Origin of the sequence: Micromonospora sp. NPDC005298 (genome assembly GCF_040607375.1) — a bacterium.
Taxonomy (GTDB): Bacteria; Actinomycetota; Actinomycetes; order Mycobacteriales; family Micromonosporaceae; genus Micromonospora.
This window is the reverse complement of record NZ_JBEXGP010000007.1, coordinates 26,092-42,181: the sequence shown is the minus strand read 5'-3', so window position 1 is coordinate 42,181 and position 16,090 is coordinate 26,092. Positions and strand designations below refer to the sequence as shown.

Here is a 16,090-nt window from a genome sequence, read left to right as displayed (position 1 = left end):
GGTCAGGCGGACGCGCTCGGCGTCGGCTCGGCCGCCCTGTCCAGGGGCTTGCGTTCGGTGTCGAGACCGGCGGCCCGGCGGGCCTCCCGGCGCGCCACCCAGCCGTAACCGAACAGGGCCATCACGGCGAACAGCCACCACTGCACCACGTAGCCGAAGTTCTGCCAGTTGTTGGCGTGCCCCACCGACACCGCCTTGAACGCCGGGTCGGCGGCCGGGGTCTGCTCGTCGAGCAGCACGTACGCGCCGTACACCGGGTAGGGCAGCTCGCCGGCGAGCCGCGGCACGGCGATCCGTCGGGTCTCCAGCCGGCCGTCGCGCCGGTCGACCGTGCCGGCGCCGCTCTCGGTCTCGTGCACCCGACCCACCACCGTCACGTCGCCGGTGGGCGCGACGGGCACCGGAGGCTGGGCGGTCGCGCCACCCGGCGCCGGGGGGATCCAACCCCGGTCGACCAGAAGCGCCGTCCCGTCGGCGAGCACCAGCGGGGTGAGCACCTCGAAGCCCACCCGGCTGTCCACCGTCCGGCCCCGCACCAGCACCGTGTTCGTCGGGTCGTACCGGCCGGTCACCGTGATCCGGGTCCAGACCTTGTCCTTCGCGGGGGCCGGACCGGCCTTGCCCGCGCCGCCGCCGGGCGCGCTCATCGCCTCGGTCAACGGCACCGGGGACATCCGCTGGCCGGCGTCGATCCGTTCGTTGACCTCGGTACGCCCCCGGTAGCGGTCCAGCTGCCAGTTGCCGAGCCACACCATGACGGCGGCGGCGACCAGGGTCAACGCGAGGGCGCCCAGCCAACGTGGGCTCAGCAGGAACCGGTACACGGCACCGAGGCTACCCGTATGACCGGGGCCACTGTCCGCGACCGGCCCGGGACGGTGCGCGCGACCCCGGTCGGCGGTGCTCGCCCGTCGGGGCGGGCGGGTATCGTCACGCCGACGGATCGACCTCCTCGGTTGTCCGTCGCGTACCCGCCGCCGCCCGCGAGGAGTCGATGATGACCGTGGTGCCGCGCCTGGTGCTCAGCGCGCCGTCCTCCGGGCACGGTAAGAACGCGCTGGCGATCGGGCTGCTCGCCGCACTGGCCGAGCGGGGTGTCGACGTCGCCGGGTTCAAGCTCGGCCCGGACCACGTCGACGCCGCGTACCTCGGTCTCGCCGCCGGGCGCCCCGGACGCGTGATCGATCCCCGTCTGGTCGGTGTCGACCGTCTCGCCCCTCTCGTCGCGCACGGCGCGGCGGGCGCCGGCCTCGCCGTGGTGCAGGGCAGCATGGGGTTGTACGACTCGGTCGGTGGCCGCCCCGAGCAGGAGTCCACGGCCGCCGCGGCCGCCGCGCTGCGCAGCCCGGTGGTGCTGGTGGTGGACGTCGCCGCGATGGGCCAGTCGGTGGCCGCCCTGGTGCACGGTTTCCGCTCGTACGACGAGCAGCTCTGGCTCGGTGGGGTGATCCTCAACCGGGTGGCGTCGTCCCGGCACGAGGGGATGCTGCGCGAGGCGCTCGACGATGTGGGTGTGCCCGTCTACGGGGCGTTGCGTCGACAGGACCTGCCGTCGGTGCTGCCGTCGCGGCGGCACGGTGTGGCGCCGGTGGTCGACTCGTCCGCCGACGCCGTCCGCGCGGTCCGTCGGCTGGGTGAGGCGGTCGCCGCCACCGTCGACCTGGAGCGGCTGCTCGGGTTGGCCCGGTCCGCTCCGCCGCTTCCGGCGCCGGCCTGGTCGCCGCGGGAGGCGCTGGGCGCGCTGGCCGTCGCGGCGGACCGGCCGCTGGTGGCGCTCGCCGGTGGCCCGGGCGGCAGTTTCAGCCATCCGGAGACCGCGGAGCTGTTGCGGGCCGCGGGCGCCGAGGTGGTCACCGTCGATCCGCTGCGCGACGAGGCGCTGCCGGCGGGCACCCGCGCGCTGGTCGTGGGGGGCGCGCTTCCCGAGGCGTACGCCGAGCAGTTGTCGGCGAACCGGCGGCTCTGCATCGCGGTGGCCGAGTTGGCGCGGACCGGCCGGCCGGTGGTCGCCGAGGGCGCGGGTCTGCTGTGGCTGGCCCGGGAGTTGGACGGGTTGCCGATGTGCGGGGTGCTCGACGCGGTCGGCGCGAGCCGGGACGGCCTGGTGGTGGGCTACCGGGAGGCGACGGCCCAGACGGACAGCGTCGTCGCCGCGGCCGGCACGGTGCTGGTGGGGCACAAGGAGCACCGGGCGGTGCTGACGCCGCGCGCCGGTCAGCGTCCGGCCTGGAGCTGGGACGGCGGCACGCCTGAGGGTTTCGTGTGGCGCAACGTGCACGCCTCGCAGCTCACCCTGCACTGGGCGGGTCACCCGGCGACGGCCGCCCGGTTGGTCGCCGCCGCCGCGACCGACACGGTGGACGAGGTGGTGTCCGCGCAGCCCGGTGGGGTGTCGGCGTGATCGGTCAGGTGGCGGTGCGCCGCTTTCCGGAGCTGACCGTCTCCACCCCGCGTACGGAGGTGCGGCGGGTCGCCGCGGTGGACGCGGCGGCGGCCGGGGAGATCTTCGCGGACAAGCTGACCCGGCGGTGGCTGCCGCTGGCCGACGACTCCGGCCCGATCGACGGGCACGCGTGGTGTACGGATCTGGCCCGGCAGCGCCGCGACAGCGGCGACGGTGATCATTACTCGGTGCTCCGCCGCGAGGACGACCAGGTGGTGGGCTCGCTGTGGACGCGGCGTACCGACTGGGGTGCCCGGACCACCGAGGTCTCGTACGCGATGGCGTCGCACGCGCGCGGTTTCGGGCTGGCGGCCGAGGCGGTGGACGCGGTGGCCATCGCGTTGATCCTGGAGCACGCCTTCCAGCGGGTGGAGCTGCGGGTGGCGCCCGGCAACCTGGCCTCGCGTCGGGTCGCCGAGAAGGCGGGTTTCAGCTACGAGGGTCTGCTGCGCAACGCCGGGTTCGTCCGCGGTGGCCGGGTGGATCTGGAGTTGTGGTCGTTCGTGGCGGCGGACCTGCGCTGAGCCCTCGTCGGTGTCATCCGACGATCGCGTCCGAGGGCGGTGTGAACTGGCGGGCGGGTTTTCCCTTCAGTCCGTCGCGCAGGGTCTCGGCGACCGCCGCGATGGGGATCTGGGACTGCCCGTCACCGACGGCGTTGAACGGGTTGTCGGGGTCGGAGATGAAGCTCGCCGCCGCGAGTTCCGGTGTGTAGCCGACGAACCAGGCGGACCGGGTGCTGTCGGTGGTGCCGGTCTTGCCGGCGACCGGGCGGCCGACCGTCCCCCGGACGCTGTCGGCGGTGGACCAGCCGCCGCAGCCACCCCGTGCCGGGGTGTCCCCGGTCGGGCAGCGGGCCGCGTCGGTGGCCGCCCGGGCGGCGTCCGCGCTGACCACCTGCCGGCAGCGGGGTTTGGCGACCTCGCGGTGGATGCCACCGGGGGTGGCGTACGTGGCGGGTGTGCCGTCCCGGTTCATGATCGCTTGTACGGGGATCGCCTCGCAGTAGCGGCCGTCGGCGGCGATGGCGGCGTACGCGTTCGCCATCTCCAGCGGGGTGGCGTCGGAGACGCCCAGGGTGAACGCGCCCCACTTCTTCGCCTTGCCGGGAGATGCCTGTTCCCGGTCGACGTCGGTGCGCCACCGCAGCCCGAGCTGTTCGGCGAGGCGGACGGCCCGGTCCGCGCCGACCTTCTCCTCCAGCCACACGAAGTAGGTGTTGACGGACTTGCCGAAGCCGGACCACATGGTCTGTTGGCCGGTCATCGCGCCGCTGGCGTTGGAGGGCGCCCAGCCGTCGTACACGGCCGACTTGTAGCGGTACGGGGCGTTGAAGGACGTGGAGAGGGTCATCCCGGAGTCGAGCGCGGCGAGCATCGGGAACATCTTGAACGTCGATCCGGCCTGGTAGCCGGGCAGGTCACCGCCGCCGAGCAGCGGGGCCACGGTGTTCGGGTAGTTGGCCTTCACGTTCGGCCCGGCCTCGGGGTTGGAGGTCGGCGGGTTCTCGGCCAGGTCCAGCGAGTAGGTGCGGTTGACCGCCATGGCCTTCACCCGTCCGGTGCCGGGTTCGGAGACCACGACGCCGTTGGCGAAGGGGCTTCCGGTGCCCTCCTTGGCGCCGACGTTCTTCTCGGCCGCTTCCTGGATCTTCGGGTCGATGCTGAGCACGATCCGGTAGCCGCCGCGGCGTAGCTTGTCGATCCGTTCCAGCCGGTTCGCGCCGAACGCGGGCTGCGCGCTCCACCAGTTCTTCAGGTAGTCGCAGGCGAATCCCCAGCTGTTGTACTTCTCCGGGATCGCGGCGCAGTCGTTCGGCGGGTTGGTGAGCTTCAGCCGGATCGGTTCGGACTTGGCGGCGGTGGCCGAGTCGGGGGACATGTAGCCGAGTTGGCTCATCCGGTCCAGGACGTAGTTGCGCCGTCCGGTGGCCTCCTTCTGGTCGGAGTCGGCCGGGTCGTACTCGGAGGGCGATTTCACCAGCCCGGCGAGGGTGGCCGCCTCGACGGGGGTGAGGTCCTTGGGGGTCTTGGAGAAGAAGATCTCACTGGCGGCGTAGATGCCGTACGCCCGGTGACCGAAGTACGCCGAGTTCAGGTACCGCTCCATGATGTCTTCCTTGCTCATCTCCTTCTCCAGGTCCAGGGCCATCCGCATTTCCTTGACCTTGCGCAGGCTGGTCTGCTGGGTGGCTTCCTGGACCTCCTTGGGGGTGGTCGCGCTGTCCCGCAGGGCCATCCGGATGTACTGCATGGTCAGGGTCGACGCGCCCTGGGAGCCGCCGGAGCGGGCGTTGGCCACGAAGGCGCGGGCCACGCCCTTGGGGTCGACGCCGTGGTGCTGGTAGAAGCGGGAGTCCTCGGCGGCGACGATCGCCTGTTGGATGTTCGGCGACATGTCCGACAGCTTCGTGTACTGCCGGTACTCCTCGTAGAACATCGTCAGCACGGTCTTGCCGTCGGGTGCGTAGACGTACGAGGTCTCGGCGGGCAGGGCGGTGGTCAGCAGCTTGGTCTTCTGCTCCACGGCGTGCGCGGTGGCCTTGGCGCCGAGCCCGGTGACGGCGACCAGCGGGTACGCGGCGGCGGCGATCACGATGCCGGCGATCAGTCCGGCGCGCAGGAGAGGGACGAGTCGACCAGCGGCAGCAAGGGGTCGGTTGCTCACACGGTCAAGTTATGACATTTCCGATTCGTACATGAGAAGAACTCTTAAACCGGCGAGTGGTGACGCGGCTTACGTCGAGATCGGCTGTCCCACCGGCCGCCTTCCCGGCAGGATCGCGGACATGCCTGATCAGCCGAGCGCGCCGACCTCGCCCGGCGGGACCGAACCGGACCTCGCACACCACGGCGACGCGGAGGCGACCGCCGGCCTGGTCGACCTCGCCGTCAACGTGCGCCGGGCACCCCTGCCGCAGTGGCTGGCCGGGCCGATCACCGCCAGCCTCACCGACCTGGCCCGGTACCCCGACCCGGCAGCGGCCCGCACGGCGGTCGCCGCCCGGCACCGGCGTCACCTGGACGAGGTACTGCTCACCGCCGGCGCCGCCGAGGGCTTCGTGCTGATCGCCCAGGCGTTGCGGGGCGTCCACCGCCCGGTCGTGGTGCACCCCCAGTTCACCGAGCCGGAGGCGGCGCTGCGGGCCGCCGGTCACCCGGTCGAGCGGGTGCTGCTGGACCCCGCCGACGACTTCCGGCTCGACCCCGGTCGGGTGCCCGCCGACGCCGACCTGGTGATGATCGGCAACCCGACGAATCCCACCTCCGTGCTGCACCCGGCGGAGACCGTGGCCGCGCTGGCCCGACCTGGCCGGGTGCTGGTGGTCGACGAGGCGTTCGCCGACACCACCGCCGCCCCCGGGCACACCGGCGAGCCGGAGTCCCTGGCCGAGCGGCGCGACCTGCCCGGTCTGCTCGTGGTGCGCAGCCTCACCAAGACGTGGGGCCTGGCCGGCCTGCGGATCGGCTACCTGCTCGGCGCGCCGGAGCTGCTGTCCCGGCTGGCCGCCGTCCAGCCGCTGTGGGCCGTCTCCACCCCGGCGCTGGCCGCCGCGTCGGCCTGCGCCACCCCCGTCGCGGTCCAGGCCGAACGCGCGATCGCCGCCGACCTCGCCGCCGACCGCGACCACCTGGTCGCCCGCCTGGCCGACCTCCCCGGTGTACGCGTCGCAGGCCGTCCCGCAAGCGCGTTCGTGCTGCTGCACCTGCCCGGGGCGAGCCGGGTCCGGGCCGCTCTGCGCGAGCGGGGCTGGGCGGTGCGCCGGGGCGACACGTTCCCCGGCCTCGGCCCGGACTGGCTGCGGGTAGCCGTACGCGACCGAAACACCACCGACGCGTTCGTCGAGGTGCTGCGCGAGACCATGGAGGCATGATGTTGGAGACCACGATCGCGGCCATCCGACCGCTTGACGAGTCGGCGATGGCCGCCGCCCGCGAGCTGCACGGCCGCCTGACCAAGCCGGCGGGCTCGCTGGGGCTGCTTGAGGAGCTGTCGGTACGCCTCGCCGGCCTGGCCGGGGCCTGCCCGCCGCCGCTGACCGAGCCGGCCGCGGTGGCGATCTTCGCGGGTGACCACGGTGTGCACGCCCAGGGGGTGTCCCCGTGGCCGCAGGAGGTCACCGCGCAGATGATCGGCAACTTCCTGGCCGGCGGGGCGGTCGTCAACGCGTTCGCCCGGCAGGCCGGCGCGGCGGTCACCGTGGTCGACGTCGGCGTGGCCACCCCGCTGCCCGCCGAGGAGGCCGCCGCGCCGGCCGTGCTCGACCCGTCTGCGCCCCGACTGGTCGCGGCGTCGGTCCGCCAGGGCACCCGGGACTTCACGGTGACCGCCGCGCTCACCCGGGACGAGGCGTCGGCGGCGGTGCGGACCGGCATCCGGATCGCCGACGAGCTGATCGACGCCGGGGCCGGCATCCTGCTCACCGGGGACATGGGCATCGGCAACACCACTCCGGCCGCCGCGCTGATCGCCGCGTTCACCGGCGCCGACCCGCTCGACGCCACCGGCCGGGGCACCGGGGTCGACGACCCGACGTACGCGCACAAGGTGGCGGTGGTGCGAGCCGCGCTGGCCCGGCACACGCCCGACCCGGCCGACCCGCTGGGTGTGCTGGCCGCCGTCGGCGGCCTGGAGCACGCCGCGCTCGCCGGGCTGATCCTGGGTGCCGCCGCCCGCCGGACGCCGGTGCTGCTGGACGGCGTGATCGCGGTGTCCGCCGCGCTCGCCGCCGCCGCGTTCGCCCCGGACGCGGTCGGCGCCATGGTCGCCGGTCACCGCTCGGCCGAGCCGGGCGCGACCGTGGCGCTGCGGCACCTGGGCCTCGACCCGCTCATCGACCTGGGGCTGCGCCTCGGCGAGGGCACCGGCGCGCTGCTGGCACTGCCGGTGGTCACCGGCGCCGTCCGGGTGCTGCACGAGGTGGCCACCTTCGACTCCGCAGGCGTGGCCGAGAAGTGACCGCACGCAGCGAGCGAGCCGTCCGCCGCGGTGGTGCGGCGTGACAGCCAATCCGTACCCCCTCGGTCTGCGGCTCGACGGGCGGCGCGTGGTCGTGGTGGGCGGTGGCGCGGTCGCCACCCGGCGGGTGCCCGCGCTGCTGGACGCCGGTGCGGACGTCCTGCTGGTGGCGCCGGAGCTGACCCCGGCGCTGCGCGCCCAGGCGGACGCGGGCCGGCTGCACTGGGTGCCGCGCCGGTTCGCGCCCGACGACCTGGACGGGGCGTGGCTGGTGCAGGTCGCGGTCGACGACCCGCTGGCGGCGGCGTCGGTGAGCGCCGTCGCCGCCGAGCGGAGGATCTTCTGCGTCCGGGCCGACGACCGGACGGCCGCCACGGCCTGGACCCCGGCGGTGACCCGGCACGGCCCGGTCACGGTGGCGGTGCTCGGCGGCGGCGATCCCCGTCGGGCGATGACCGTCCGCGACGCGATCCGCGATCTGCTCGCCGTGCGCCTGGAACCCGGCGCGATCGCCGCGACGCGGAGCCGGCCCGACGCCGACACCGCCGCCGGGCGGGTCGCGCTGGTCGGGGCCGGTCCCGGTGACCCGGAGCTGATCACGGTGAAGGGCTGGCGGCTGCTCACCGAGGCGGACGTGGTGGTCGCCGACCGCCTGGTCCCCGGGCTGCTCCTGGACGAGCTGCGCCCCGACGTCGAGCTGGTGGACGCCTCGAAGATCCCCTACGGCCCGTCCCGCGCGCAGGAGGAGATCAACCAGATCCTGGTCGACCGTGCCCTGGCCGGCGCCTTCGTGGTCCGGCTCAAGGGCGGTGACCCGTACGTTTTCGGGCGCGGCGGCGAGGAGCTGCTGGCGTGCGCCCAGGCCGGCGTGCCGGTGACCGTCGTGCCGGGGGTCACCAGCTCGATCGCCGCTCCGGCCGCGGCCGGCATCCCGGTCACCCACCGGGGGGTGGCGCACGAGTTCACAGTGGTCTCCGGGCACCTGGCACCCGACGCGGCGGCCTCGCTGGTGCGCTGGGACGCCCTCGCGGGCCTGCGCGGCACGCTGGTGATCCTGATGGGGCTGAAGAACCTCGCCGCCATCACGGCCACCCTGATCGCACACGGCCGCTCGCCGCGGACACCGGCCGCCGTCGTCCAGGAGGCCACGACGGGTGCCCAGCGGGTGCTGCGGTCGACGCTCGGTGAGGTGGCCGCCGACCTGGCCGCCGCCGACCTGCGCCCACCCGCCGTCGTGGTGGTCGGCGACGTGGTGGGTGCCCTCGACGCCTGAAACCATCCGTCGGCTCGACATCGGGCACCACAGCGTGACGGGTCGGAGCGCCAGCGCTCCGACCCGTCACATCGCGCGGGGACGCACTACTGCTTGAGCATGTTGTCCAGCAGCAGGGCACAGCGGATCAGACCCAGGTGGCTGTACGCCTGCGGGTGGTTGCCCAGCCCGCGTTCGGCCAGCGGGTCGTACTGCTCGGGCAGCAGACCGGTCGGGCCGGCCGTGAGCACCATCTGCGCGAACAGCTCCTCGGCGTCGGTGCGGCGGCCGGTGCGCAGGTACGCCTCGATCAGCCACGCCGTGCAGATGTGGAAGCCGCCCTCGCGGCCGGGCAGGCCGTCGTCCCAGTGGTAGCGGTAGACGACCGGGCCGCTGCGCAGGTCCGCCTCGATCTTGAGCACGGTGGACAGGAAGCGCGGGTCGTCACCGGCGAGCAGCCCGGACAGGCCGATCCACAGCGACGACGCGTCCATGTCCTCGTCGCCGTACGCGACGCTGTACGCCTCGACCTCGGAGTGCCAGCCGTGCTCCAGCACGTTGGCGCCGATCCGGTCGCGCAGGTCCTTCCACTCGGGTCGGTCCTCGCCGCCGTGCTGGCGCATCACGTGCAGCGCCCGGTCCACGGTCATCCAGCACATCACCTTGGAGAACACGTGGTGCCGGGGTGGCAGCCGGGCCTCCCAGATGCCGTGGTCGGGCTCGTGCCAGCGGCGGCGGACCGCCTCGACCATGTTCTCCAGGACCCGCCACTCGTCGTCACGGACCGAGCCGCGGGCGTCGGCGACGGCCGCGATCAGGTCGGCGATCGGGCCGAAGACGTCCAGTTGGAGCTGGTGGTTGGCGAGGTTGCCGACGCGTACCGGCCGGGAGCCCGCGTACCCGGGCAGCGTGTCGATGACCGCCTCGGCGCCCAGCTCGTACCCGTCGATGGTGTACAGCGGGTGTAGGCGTTCCGGGTGGCCGCCGGTGCGCTCGATGCAGCCGTCCACCCAGCGCAGGAACGACTCGGCCTCCTCGATGGAGCCGAGGTCGACCAGCGCGCGGGCGGTCAGCGCCGCGTCGCGCAGCCAGCAGTAGCGGTAGTCCCAGTTGCGGACGCCACCCAGCTCCTCAGGGAGCGAGGTGGTGGCCGCGGCCAGGATCGAACCGGTGGCCTCGTGGCACAGTCCGCGCAGGGTGAGCGCGCTGCGGGCGACCAGGTCGCGGGAGGTCGAGGGCAGCCGCAGCGAGGCCACCCAGTCCTTCCACGGCTGCTCGGCGGCGGTCTGCCGCTCGTGGATCGGCACCCGGTGGTGCTCCAGGCTGTGCGTGCCGAAGCGCAGCTCCAGCACGACCTGCCCGCCGGCGGCGGAGAGGTCGACCACGGCCTTGGCGGTCTCGTACCCGCCGTCGTTGTTGACCTGCCACTCGACTCCGGGGGAGTAGAGGGCGATCGGTTCGTTGGAGCCGAGCACCAGCAGGCCGTCGCCGAGCGGCTGGAGCTGCACGGCGACCTGACCGAACTCGGGCCGGGGGGCGAACTCCAGCCGGGCCTTGCCGTGGCCGGTGAGCACCCGGACCAGGGTGGAGTCGCCGGTGACGACGGCCGGACCGTCGGGTGTGGTCTCCCGGGCCGGCTTGTCCAGCCAGTCGGTGACGGTGAGCCCGGACCACCGGGTCTCCACGGTCATCGTGCCCGAGCGGTAGCGCTGGCCCAGCGGGATGCCCCCGCGTTCCGGGGCGACGCTGAAGTGGCCGGCCGGGCTGCCACCGACCAGGTCGGCGAAGATCGCCGCCGAGTCGGGCTTGGGGTGGCAGAGCCAGCTGACCTTGGCCTCGGGGGTGAGCAGGGCGACGGTACGGCCGTTGGAGAGCATGGAGTGCCGCTCGATGGGCACCGCCCGCTCGCCGAACAGCCAGTGCCGGCGGGTCTCCAGCAGCAGGCCGAGCGTGCGGGCCGCGTCGAGCGGCTCAGCCACCCGGAACGCCGCCTTGGTCTCGCCGGGGCCGATCTTGATGCCGAGGTCCGGGCCGTGCAGGTTGCCGAACGCGTTCTCGTCGGTGACGTCGTCGCCGATGAACAGGACCGCGCTGGCCGCGAGCTGGGTCCGCAGCTGGTCGATCGCGGTGCCCTTGTGGGTGGCCACCACGGAGAGTTCGATGACCTCTTTGCCCTGGGTGACGGTGACCCCGTCGAACGTGGCCGGACCGTTGCGGACCGCCTCGATGGCGGCGGCGGCGACCTGCGGGTCGACCCCACGGGTGTGCATGGCGACGCTCGCCGGCTTGCGTTCCAGCCGGATGCCGGGGTGTTCGGCGGCGATCTCGCGCAGCGCGTTGCGCACCCGCTGGCGGACCGCCACCAGCTCGGGGGAGAGTCGCTCGACGAAGCCGATGTCGAACTCGGAGCCGTGGCTGCCGACGAGGTGCACCTCGCTGGGCAGGCGGGAGAGCGCGGCCAGGTCGCGCAGCGCCCGGCCGGAGACGACAGCGACGGTGGTCTGCGGGAGGGCGGCGAGCGCGCGGATCGCGGCCACCGACTCGGGCAGGGGTACGGCTGTGCTCGGGTCCTCCACGATCGGCGCGAGTGTGCCGTCGTAGTCGCAGGCGATCAGGAGCTGGGGAACCCGTGCGATCCGGCCGAGGGCGGAGCGCAGCTCGGGGTCCATCACCTCGGTGACGATCGGCGCTCCGTCGTTGACGGACGTGTTCACTCGGCCTCCGCCTCGGAAACTCCCAGTTCGGAGAGGAAAGACTTGGCCCAGTGCCCCACGTCGTGGGTACGCAGGTGACGTTGCATTGTCCGCATCCGGCGGCGTGCCTCGGTTTTCTCCACGTGCACTGCCCGGAGCAGGGCGTCCTTGACCGCGTCCGGGTCGTGCGGGTTACACAGAAAGGCCTGGCGCAGCTCCGTTGCGGCGCCAGCGAATTCACTGAGCACGAGCGCACCGCCCTGGTCGGCGCGTGATGCGACGTACTCCTTGGCTACCAGGTTCATTCCGTCTCGCAGCGGTGTCACCATCATCACGTCGGCAGCAACGTACATCGCGGCCAGTTCACTGCGACTGTACGACTGATGCAGGTAATGCACCGCCGGCACGCCGACCCTGCCGAATTCGCCATTAATCCGACCAACCTCGCGCTCTACCTTGACTCGAAGTGCCTGGTAGTGCTCGACGCGCTCTCGACTCGGCGTGGCGACCTGCACCATAACCGCGTCCGGAACTGTCAACTTTCCGTCAGCGAGGAGTTCGCGGAAGGCCTTGAGTCGCAACTCGATGCCCTTGGTGTAATCCAGCCGGTCCACACCCAGGATGATCGTCTTCGGGTCGCCCAGCTCGGCGCGGATCTGCTTGGCGCGGGCCTGCACGGCCGGGTCGGCCGCCATCCGCTCCATCTCCTGCGTGTCGATCGAGATGGGGAAGGCGCCCGCCTTCACCTGCCGCCCGTCGACCTGGATCATCTGCCCCTCGTAGCGCAGCCCGAGCAGGTGCCGGGCCAGCCGGACGAAGTTCTGCGCGGCCAGCCGCTGCTGGAAACCGACCAGGTCGGCGCCGAGCAGGCCGCGCAGGATCTCGGTGCGGAACGGCATCTGCATGAACAGCTCGATCGGCGGGAACGGGATGTGCAGGAAGAACCCGATCCGCAGGTCCGGACGCAGCTCCCGCAGCATCGCCGGGACGAGCTGGAGCTGGTAGTCCTGCACCCAGACCGTCGCGCCCTCGGCCGCCACGTCCGCCGCGGCCTCCGCGAACCGGGCGTTGACCAGGCGGTACGCCTCGCGCCAGCGGCGCTTGTAGGCGGGAGTCTCCACGGCGTCGTGGTACAGCGGCCAGATCGTCGCGTTGGACTGGCCCTCGTAGTAGCGCTCCAGCTCCTCGGCGCTCAACGGCACCGGGTGCAGCCGGATGCCCTCGAGGTCGAACGGCTCGGGCGCGGCGCCGGTGCCACCGGCCCAGCCGACCCAGGTGCCCTGATGTTCGGCGAGCACGGGATGCAGCGCGGTGACCAGCCCTCCGGGGCTACGTCGCCACTGCCGCCCCTCGGGTGTGCTCACCTCGTCGACCGGCAGACGGTTCGCCACTACGACAAAGGAGCTTCGGACGGTCACGATCGGCCACCTCCGGGTACTGACGGGTCCACCGCGATGAGCGTACTGAGCGTAGCTGCGGCGTCTGGTGCCCCGTGCCGGAGTCTCCTACCCGCCCCCGGCTCGCCGAATCCTTCAGGTGATCTTCGACAGCCGCGCCGGTCAGAGTCGACGATCCGGCTCGCCGCGTACTCCTCGGGCGGGGTGATGTGGGCGAAGCGCGCCGTACCTGTCAGGATTGACGATGGCGTGCGCGCGGCCGGCTCCCGGCCGGCGGCGGTGGGCGGAGGTCGCAGCCCGCGCCGCGCAGCCCATCAGGCGACAGCAAACCGACGGAGGTAGCCCGCACCGTGGCCCAGTACATCTACGTCCTGGAAAAGGCGCGCAAGGCGCACGGCGACAAGGTCGTGCTCGACAACGTGACGCTGAGCTTCCTGCCGGGCGCCAAGATCGGTGTGGTCGGTCCGAACGGCGCCGGTAAGTCCAGCCTCCTCAAGATCATGGCAGGGCTGGACAAGCCGAGCAACGGCGAGGCCCGGCTCATGCCCGGCTACACCGTCGGCATGCTCGCCCAGGAGCCGCCGCTCAACGACGCCAAGACCGTGCTCGGCAACGTCGAGGAGGCGGTCGCCGAGACCAAGGCCAAGCTGGAGCGCTTCAACAAGATCGCCGAGCAGATGGCGACCGACTACTCCGACGAGCTGATGGAGGAGATGGGCCGGCTCCAGGAGGAGCTGGACCACGCCGACGCCTGGGACATCGACTCCAAGCTCGAACTGGCGATGGACGCGCTGCGCTGCCCGCCGCCGGACGCCGACGTGACCCAGCTCTCCGGTGGTGAGCGCCGCCGGGTCGCGCTGTGCAAGCTGCTGCTGGAGGCCCCCGACCTGCTGCTGCTCGACGAGCCCACCAACCACCTGGACGCGGAGAGCGTCTCCTGGCTGGAGCAGCACCTCGCGAAGTACGCCGGCACCGTCATGGCGATCACCCACGACCGGTACTTCCTGGACAAGGTGGCCGGCTGGATCCTCGAGCTGGACCGGGGCCGGGCCATCGGCTACGAGGGCAACTACTCCACCTACCTGGAGAAGAAGGCCGCCCGCCTGGCCGTCGAGGGCCGCCGCGACGCCAAGATGAAGAAGCGCCTCACCGAGGAGCTGGAGTGGGTCCGCTCCAACGCCAAGGCCCGCCAGACCAAGTCCAAGGCACGCCTGGACCGGTACGACGAGATGGCCACCGAGGCGGAGAAGACCCGCAAACTGGACTTCGAGGAGATCCAGATCCCGCCAGGCCCGCGCCTGGGCAGCACGGTGATCGAGGCGAACGGCCTCAGCAAGGGCTTCGGTGACCGGCTGCTGATCGACAACCTGTCGTTCTCGCTGCCCCGCAACGGCATCGTCGGCATCATCGGTCCCAACGGCGTCGGCAAGACCACGCTGTTCAAGACCATCGTCGGGCTGGAGGAGCCGACCAGCGGCGAGGTGCGCGTCGGCCCGACCGTCTCGCTGTCGTACGTCGACCAGAACCGGCAGGGCCTCGACGGTGACAAGACCGTCTGGGAGGTCGTCTCCGACGGGCTGGACTACCTGATGGTGGGCAAGGTCGAGATGCCGTCGCGGGCGTACATCGCCGCGTTCGGCTTCAAGGGACCGGACCAGCAGAAGCCGACCAAGGTGCTCTCCGGCGGCGAGCGCAACCGGCTCAACCTGGCGTTGACCCTCAAGATCGGCGGCAACGTCATCCTGCTCGACGAGCCGACGAACGACCTGGACGTGGAGACGCTCTCCAGCCTGGAGAACGCGCTGCTGGAGTTCCCCGGCTGCGCCGTGGTCATCTCCCACGACCGGATGTTCCTGGACCGGGTCGCCACGCACATCCTGGCCTGGGAGGGCGACGACCAGGACCCGGCCAAGTGGTTCTGGTTCGAGGGCAACTTCGAGGCGTACGAGAAGAACAAGATCGACCGCCTCGGCGCGGAGGCCGCCCGGCCGCACCGGGTGACTTACCGCAAGCTGACCCGCGACTGACCGGCCGACACGGTGTCTGACCGGTTCGTCTACCACTGCACGCTGCGCTGGTCCGACCTGGACGCGTACGGCCACGTCAACAACTCGCGCTTCCTCACCCTCTACGAGGAGGCGCGGGTGGCGTTGATGTTCGCCGGCGGCCGGGCCTGGGGGGTCGGCTCGTTCGCCGACGGCGTGGTGATCCGCCGGCACGAGGTCGACTACCTGCGCCCCGTCGACTACGCGCTGGGCCGGGCCACCGCGGAGGCCGCGCCCACCGTCCGGATCGAGCTGTGGGTCGAGGAGATCAAGGCGTCCCGCTTCACCGTCGCCTACGAGCTGTACGACGGCGACGTGCTCGCCAGCCAGGCCCGTTCGGTGCTGGTGCCGTTCGACCTGACCCGTCAGGTACCCCGGCGGATCACCGCCGAGGAGCGAGAGTTCCTGCTGACGTACGCCCCGCAGGGCGGCGGGGCGTGACCCGGCCGGGTACGGGACCGGGCCGGGTCGCGTCGGCGACGCACGGCCTCACCGGCGTGGTCGACGCCGGTGCGTTCCTGGCCCGGCTGGTTCGACTGGACCCGGCGGCGCCGGTCCGGCTGCGGCCGGCCGGCGCGACCGGGCACGTCGCGCTCTGGGCACGGCTGCCGTGGCAGGTGCTCGTGGTGCGGACGGTGGCCGGAGGCCCGGCCGACGGTCCCGCCGACGACGTCACGGTGGCCGCCGCCGAGCTGCTGGCGGAGCTGGAGCGCGGTGGCACGGCTCTGCCGGCGCGTCGGGACGCGCAGTGGCGGTGGCCGTTGCCGCCGGGGCGCAGCCAGCCAGTGGAGGTGTTGCCCGCCGCCGAGCTGCGGCGGATCGCGGACGCGGCGGCGGGCACCCTGCGCACGGCGAGCGAGCACGGGGTCTCCGGCCGGGCGGTCGGTCAGCGTGCCCTGCGGGACGCGCTGCTCGACCACGTGGCGGTGGTGGTCACGCCCGACGGGCCGCCGTCCGCGTCGCCGGTGGAGGTGTCGCAGCGGCTGGTGCAGGGGCTGGTCCGGATGGGATTCCTCGGCGCCACGGCCGGGCCGGCCGCGGACGAGCCGGCCGTGCAGGTGCGGTCGGCCGGCCGTTGGGTCGGTCTGGCGGGACCATACGGAGCGGCCTGGTTGCAGAAGGCTACCGACCTCGCCGTAACACCCCTCGCTCCTCGTCCGAACGGATGACCCCGGTTCATTCTTCTGGGCTGGGGCGGTCGTTGGGGGGATGCTTCAACCCGGCTGTCCGGGTACCGTCCATCCTCGGATCCAACGCACCGTAGGCGGCTGGATCCGCTGGGGAGTGAGGTGCGACGAGCG

The 16,090-nt window shown here is 72.7% G+C and carries 12 protein-coding genes; 8 read left to right on the top strand and 4 right to left on the bottom strand.

Going from position 1 to position 16,090, the window contains the following annotated elements:
• Positions 1 to 2 precede the first annotated feature (2 nt).
• Complete coding sequence (locus ABZS77_RS14445) at positions 3 to 824, bottom strand: SURF1 family protein (protein ID WP_354822510.1); 822 nt, start codon at positions 822 to 824, stop codon at positions 3 to 5.
• Between the two features lie 173 nt (positions 825 to 997).
• Here ABZS77_RS14445 and ABZS77_RS14440 point away from each other — a divergent pair, with 173 nt between their 5' ends.
• Together ABZS77_RS14440 and ABZS77_RS14435 are read left to right on the top strand one after the other, a co-directional pair.
• Entirely contained in the window at positions 998 to 2,401 is a 1,404-nt protein-coding gene (locus ABZS77_RS14440; RefSeq protein ID WP_354822509.1) for a cobyrinate a,c-diamide synthase, read from the top strand.
• The gene (locus ABZS77_RS14435; RefSeq protein WP_354822507.1) at positions 2,398 to 2,967 is read left to right on the top strand and encodes a GNAT family protein; all 570 of its coding nucleotides are present in this window, start codon (positions 2,398 to 2,400) and stop codon (positions 2,965 to 2,967) included. Before ABZS77_RS14440 ends, ABZS77_RS14435 begins: the two co-directional genes overlap by 4 nt.
• A gap of 13 nt (positions 2,968 to 2,980) precedes the next feature.
• Here the strand turns inward: ABZS77_RS14435 and ABZS77_RS14430 are convergent, their stop codons facing one another.
• Positions 2,981 to 5,110: a transglycosylase domain-containing protein gene (locus ABZS77_RS14430; protein WP_354822505.1), complete on the bottom strand. Its 2,130-nt coding sequence runs from the start codon at positions 5,108 to 5,110 to the stop codon at positions 2,981 to 2,983.
• A 121-nt stretch (positions 5,111 to 5,231) separates the two neighbouring features.
• Between ABZS77_RS14430 and cobC the strand changes: the two genes are divergently transcribed.
• From cobC to cobA, 3 genes are read left to right on the top strand one after another with little or no spacing between them, the layout of a single operon-like run.
• On the top strand, positions 5,232 to 6,317 hold the full coding sequence (gene cobC / locus ABZS77_RS14425) for an Rv2231c family pyridoxal phosphate-dependent protein CobC (RefSeq protein WP_354822503.1): 1,086 nt from the start codon (positions 5,232 to 5,234) through the stop codon (positions 6,315 to 6,317).
• A complete protein-coding gene (gene cobT, locus ABZS77_RS14420; RefSeq protein ID WP_354822760.1) occupies positions 6,317 to 7,402 on the top strand; it encodes a nicotinate-nucleotide--dimethylbenzimidazole phosphoribosyltransferase in 1,086 nt (361 codons plus the stop codon). Before cobC ends, cobT begins: the two co-directional genes overlap by 1 nt.
• A gap of 40 nt (positions 7,403 to 7,442) precedes the next feature.
• Positions 7,443 to 8,675: a uroporphyrinogen-III C-methyltransferase gene (gene cobA, locus ABZS77_RS14415; RefSeq protein WP_354822501.1), complete on the top strand. Its 1,233-nt coding sequence runs from the start codon at positions 7,443 to 7,445 to the stop codon at positions 8,673 to 8,675.
• A gap of 86 nt (positions 8,676 to 8,761) precedes the next feature.
• Here the strand turns inward: cobA and otsB are convergent, their stop codons facing one another.
• Together otsB and ABZS77_RS14405 are read right to left on the bottom strand one after the other, a co-directional pair.
• The gene (otsB, locus tag ABZS77_RS14410) at positions 8,762 to 11,323 is read right to left on the bottom strand and encodes a trehalose-phosphatase (protein WP_354822758.1); all 2,562 of its coding nucleotides are present in this window, start codon (positions 11,321 to 11,323) and stop codon (positions 8,762 to 8,764) included.
• Positions 11,324 to 11,364: 41 nt separating this feature from the next.
• Positions 11,365 to 12,765 (bottom strand): trehalose-6-phosphate synthase, encoded by a 1,401-nt coding sequence (locus ABZS77_RS14405; RefSeq protein WP_139585604.1) that lies wholly within the window; start codon positions 12,763 to 12,765, stop codon positions 11,365 to 11,367.
• A gap of 329 nt (positions 12,766 to 13,094) precedes the next feature.
• On the opposite strand from ABZS77_RS14405, the gene ettA reads away from it, so the two are divergent.
• Genes ettA through ABZS77_RS14390 form a run of 3 tightly spaced genes read left to right on the top strand, consistent with a single transcriptional unit; the run spans position 13,095 to position 15,958 of the window.
• The gene (ettA, locus tag ABZS77_RS14400; protein ID WP_354822499.1) at positions 13,095 to 14,771 is read left to right on the top strand and encodes an energy-dependent translational throttle protein EttA; all 1,677 of its coding nucleotides are present in this window, start codon (positions 13,095 to 13,097) and stop codon (positions 14,769 to 14,771) included.
• A 12-nt stretch (positions 14,772 to 14,783) separates the two neighbouring features.
• Positions 14,784 to 15,230 (top strand): thioesterase family protein, encoded by a 447-nt coding sequence (locus ABZS77_RS14395; RefSeq protein WP_354822497.1) that lies wholly within the window; start codon positions 14,784 to 14,786, stop codon positions 15,228 to 15,230.
• The gene (locus tag ABZS77_RS14390; RefSeq protein WP_354822495.1) at positions 15,227 to 15,958 is read left to right on the top strand and encodes a hypothetical protein; all 732 of its coding nucleotides are present in this window, start codon (positions 15,227 to 15,229) and stop codon (positions 15,956 to 15,958) included. Before ABZS77_RS14395 ends, ABZS77_RS14390 begins: the two co-directional genes overlap by 4 nt.
• Positions 15,959 to 16,090 lie beyond the last annotated feature (132 nt).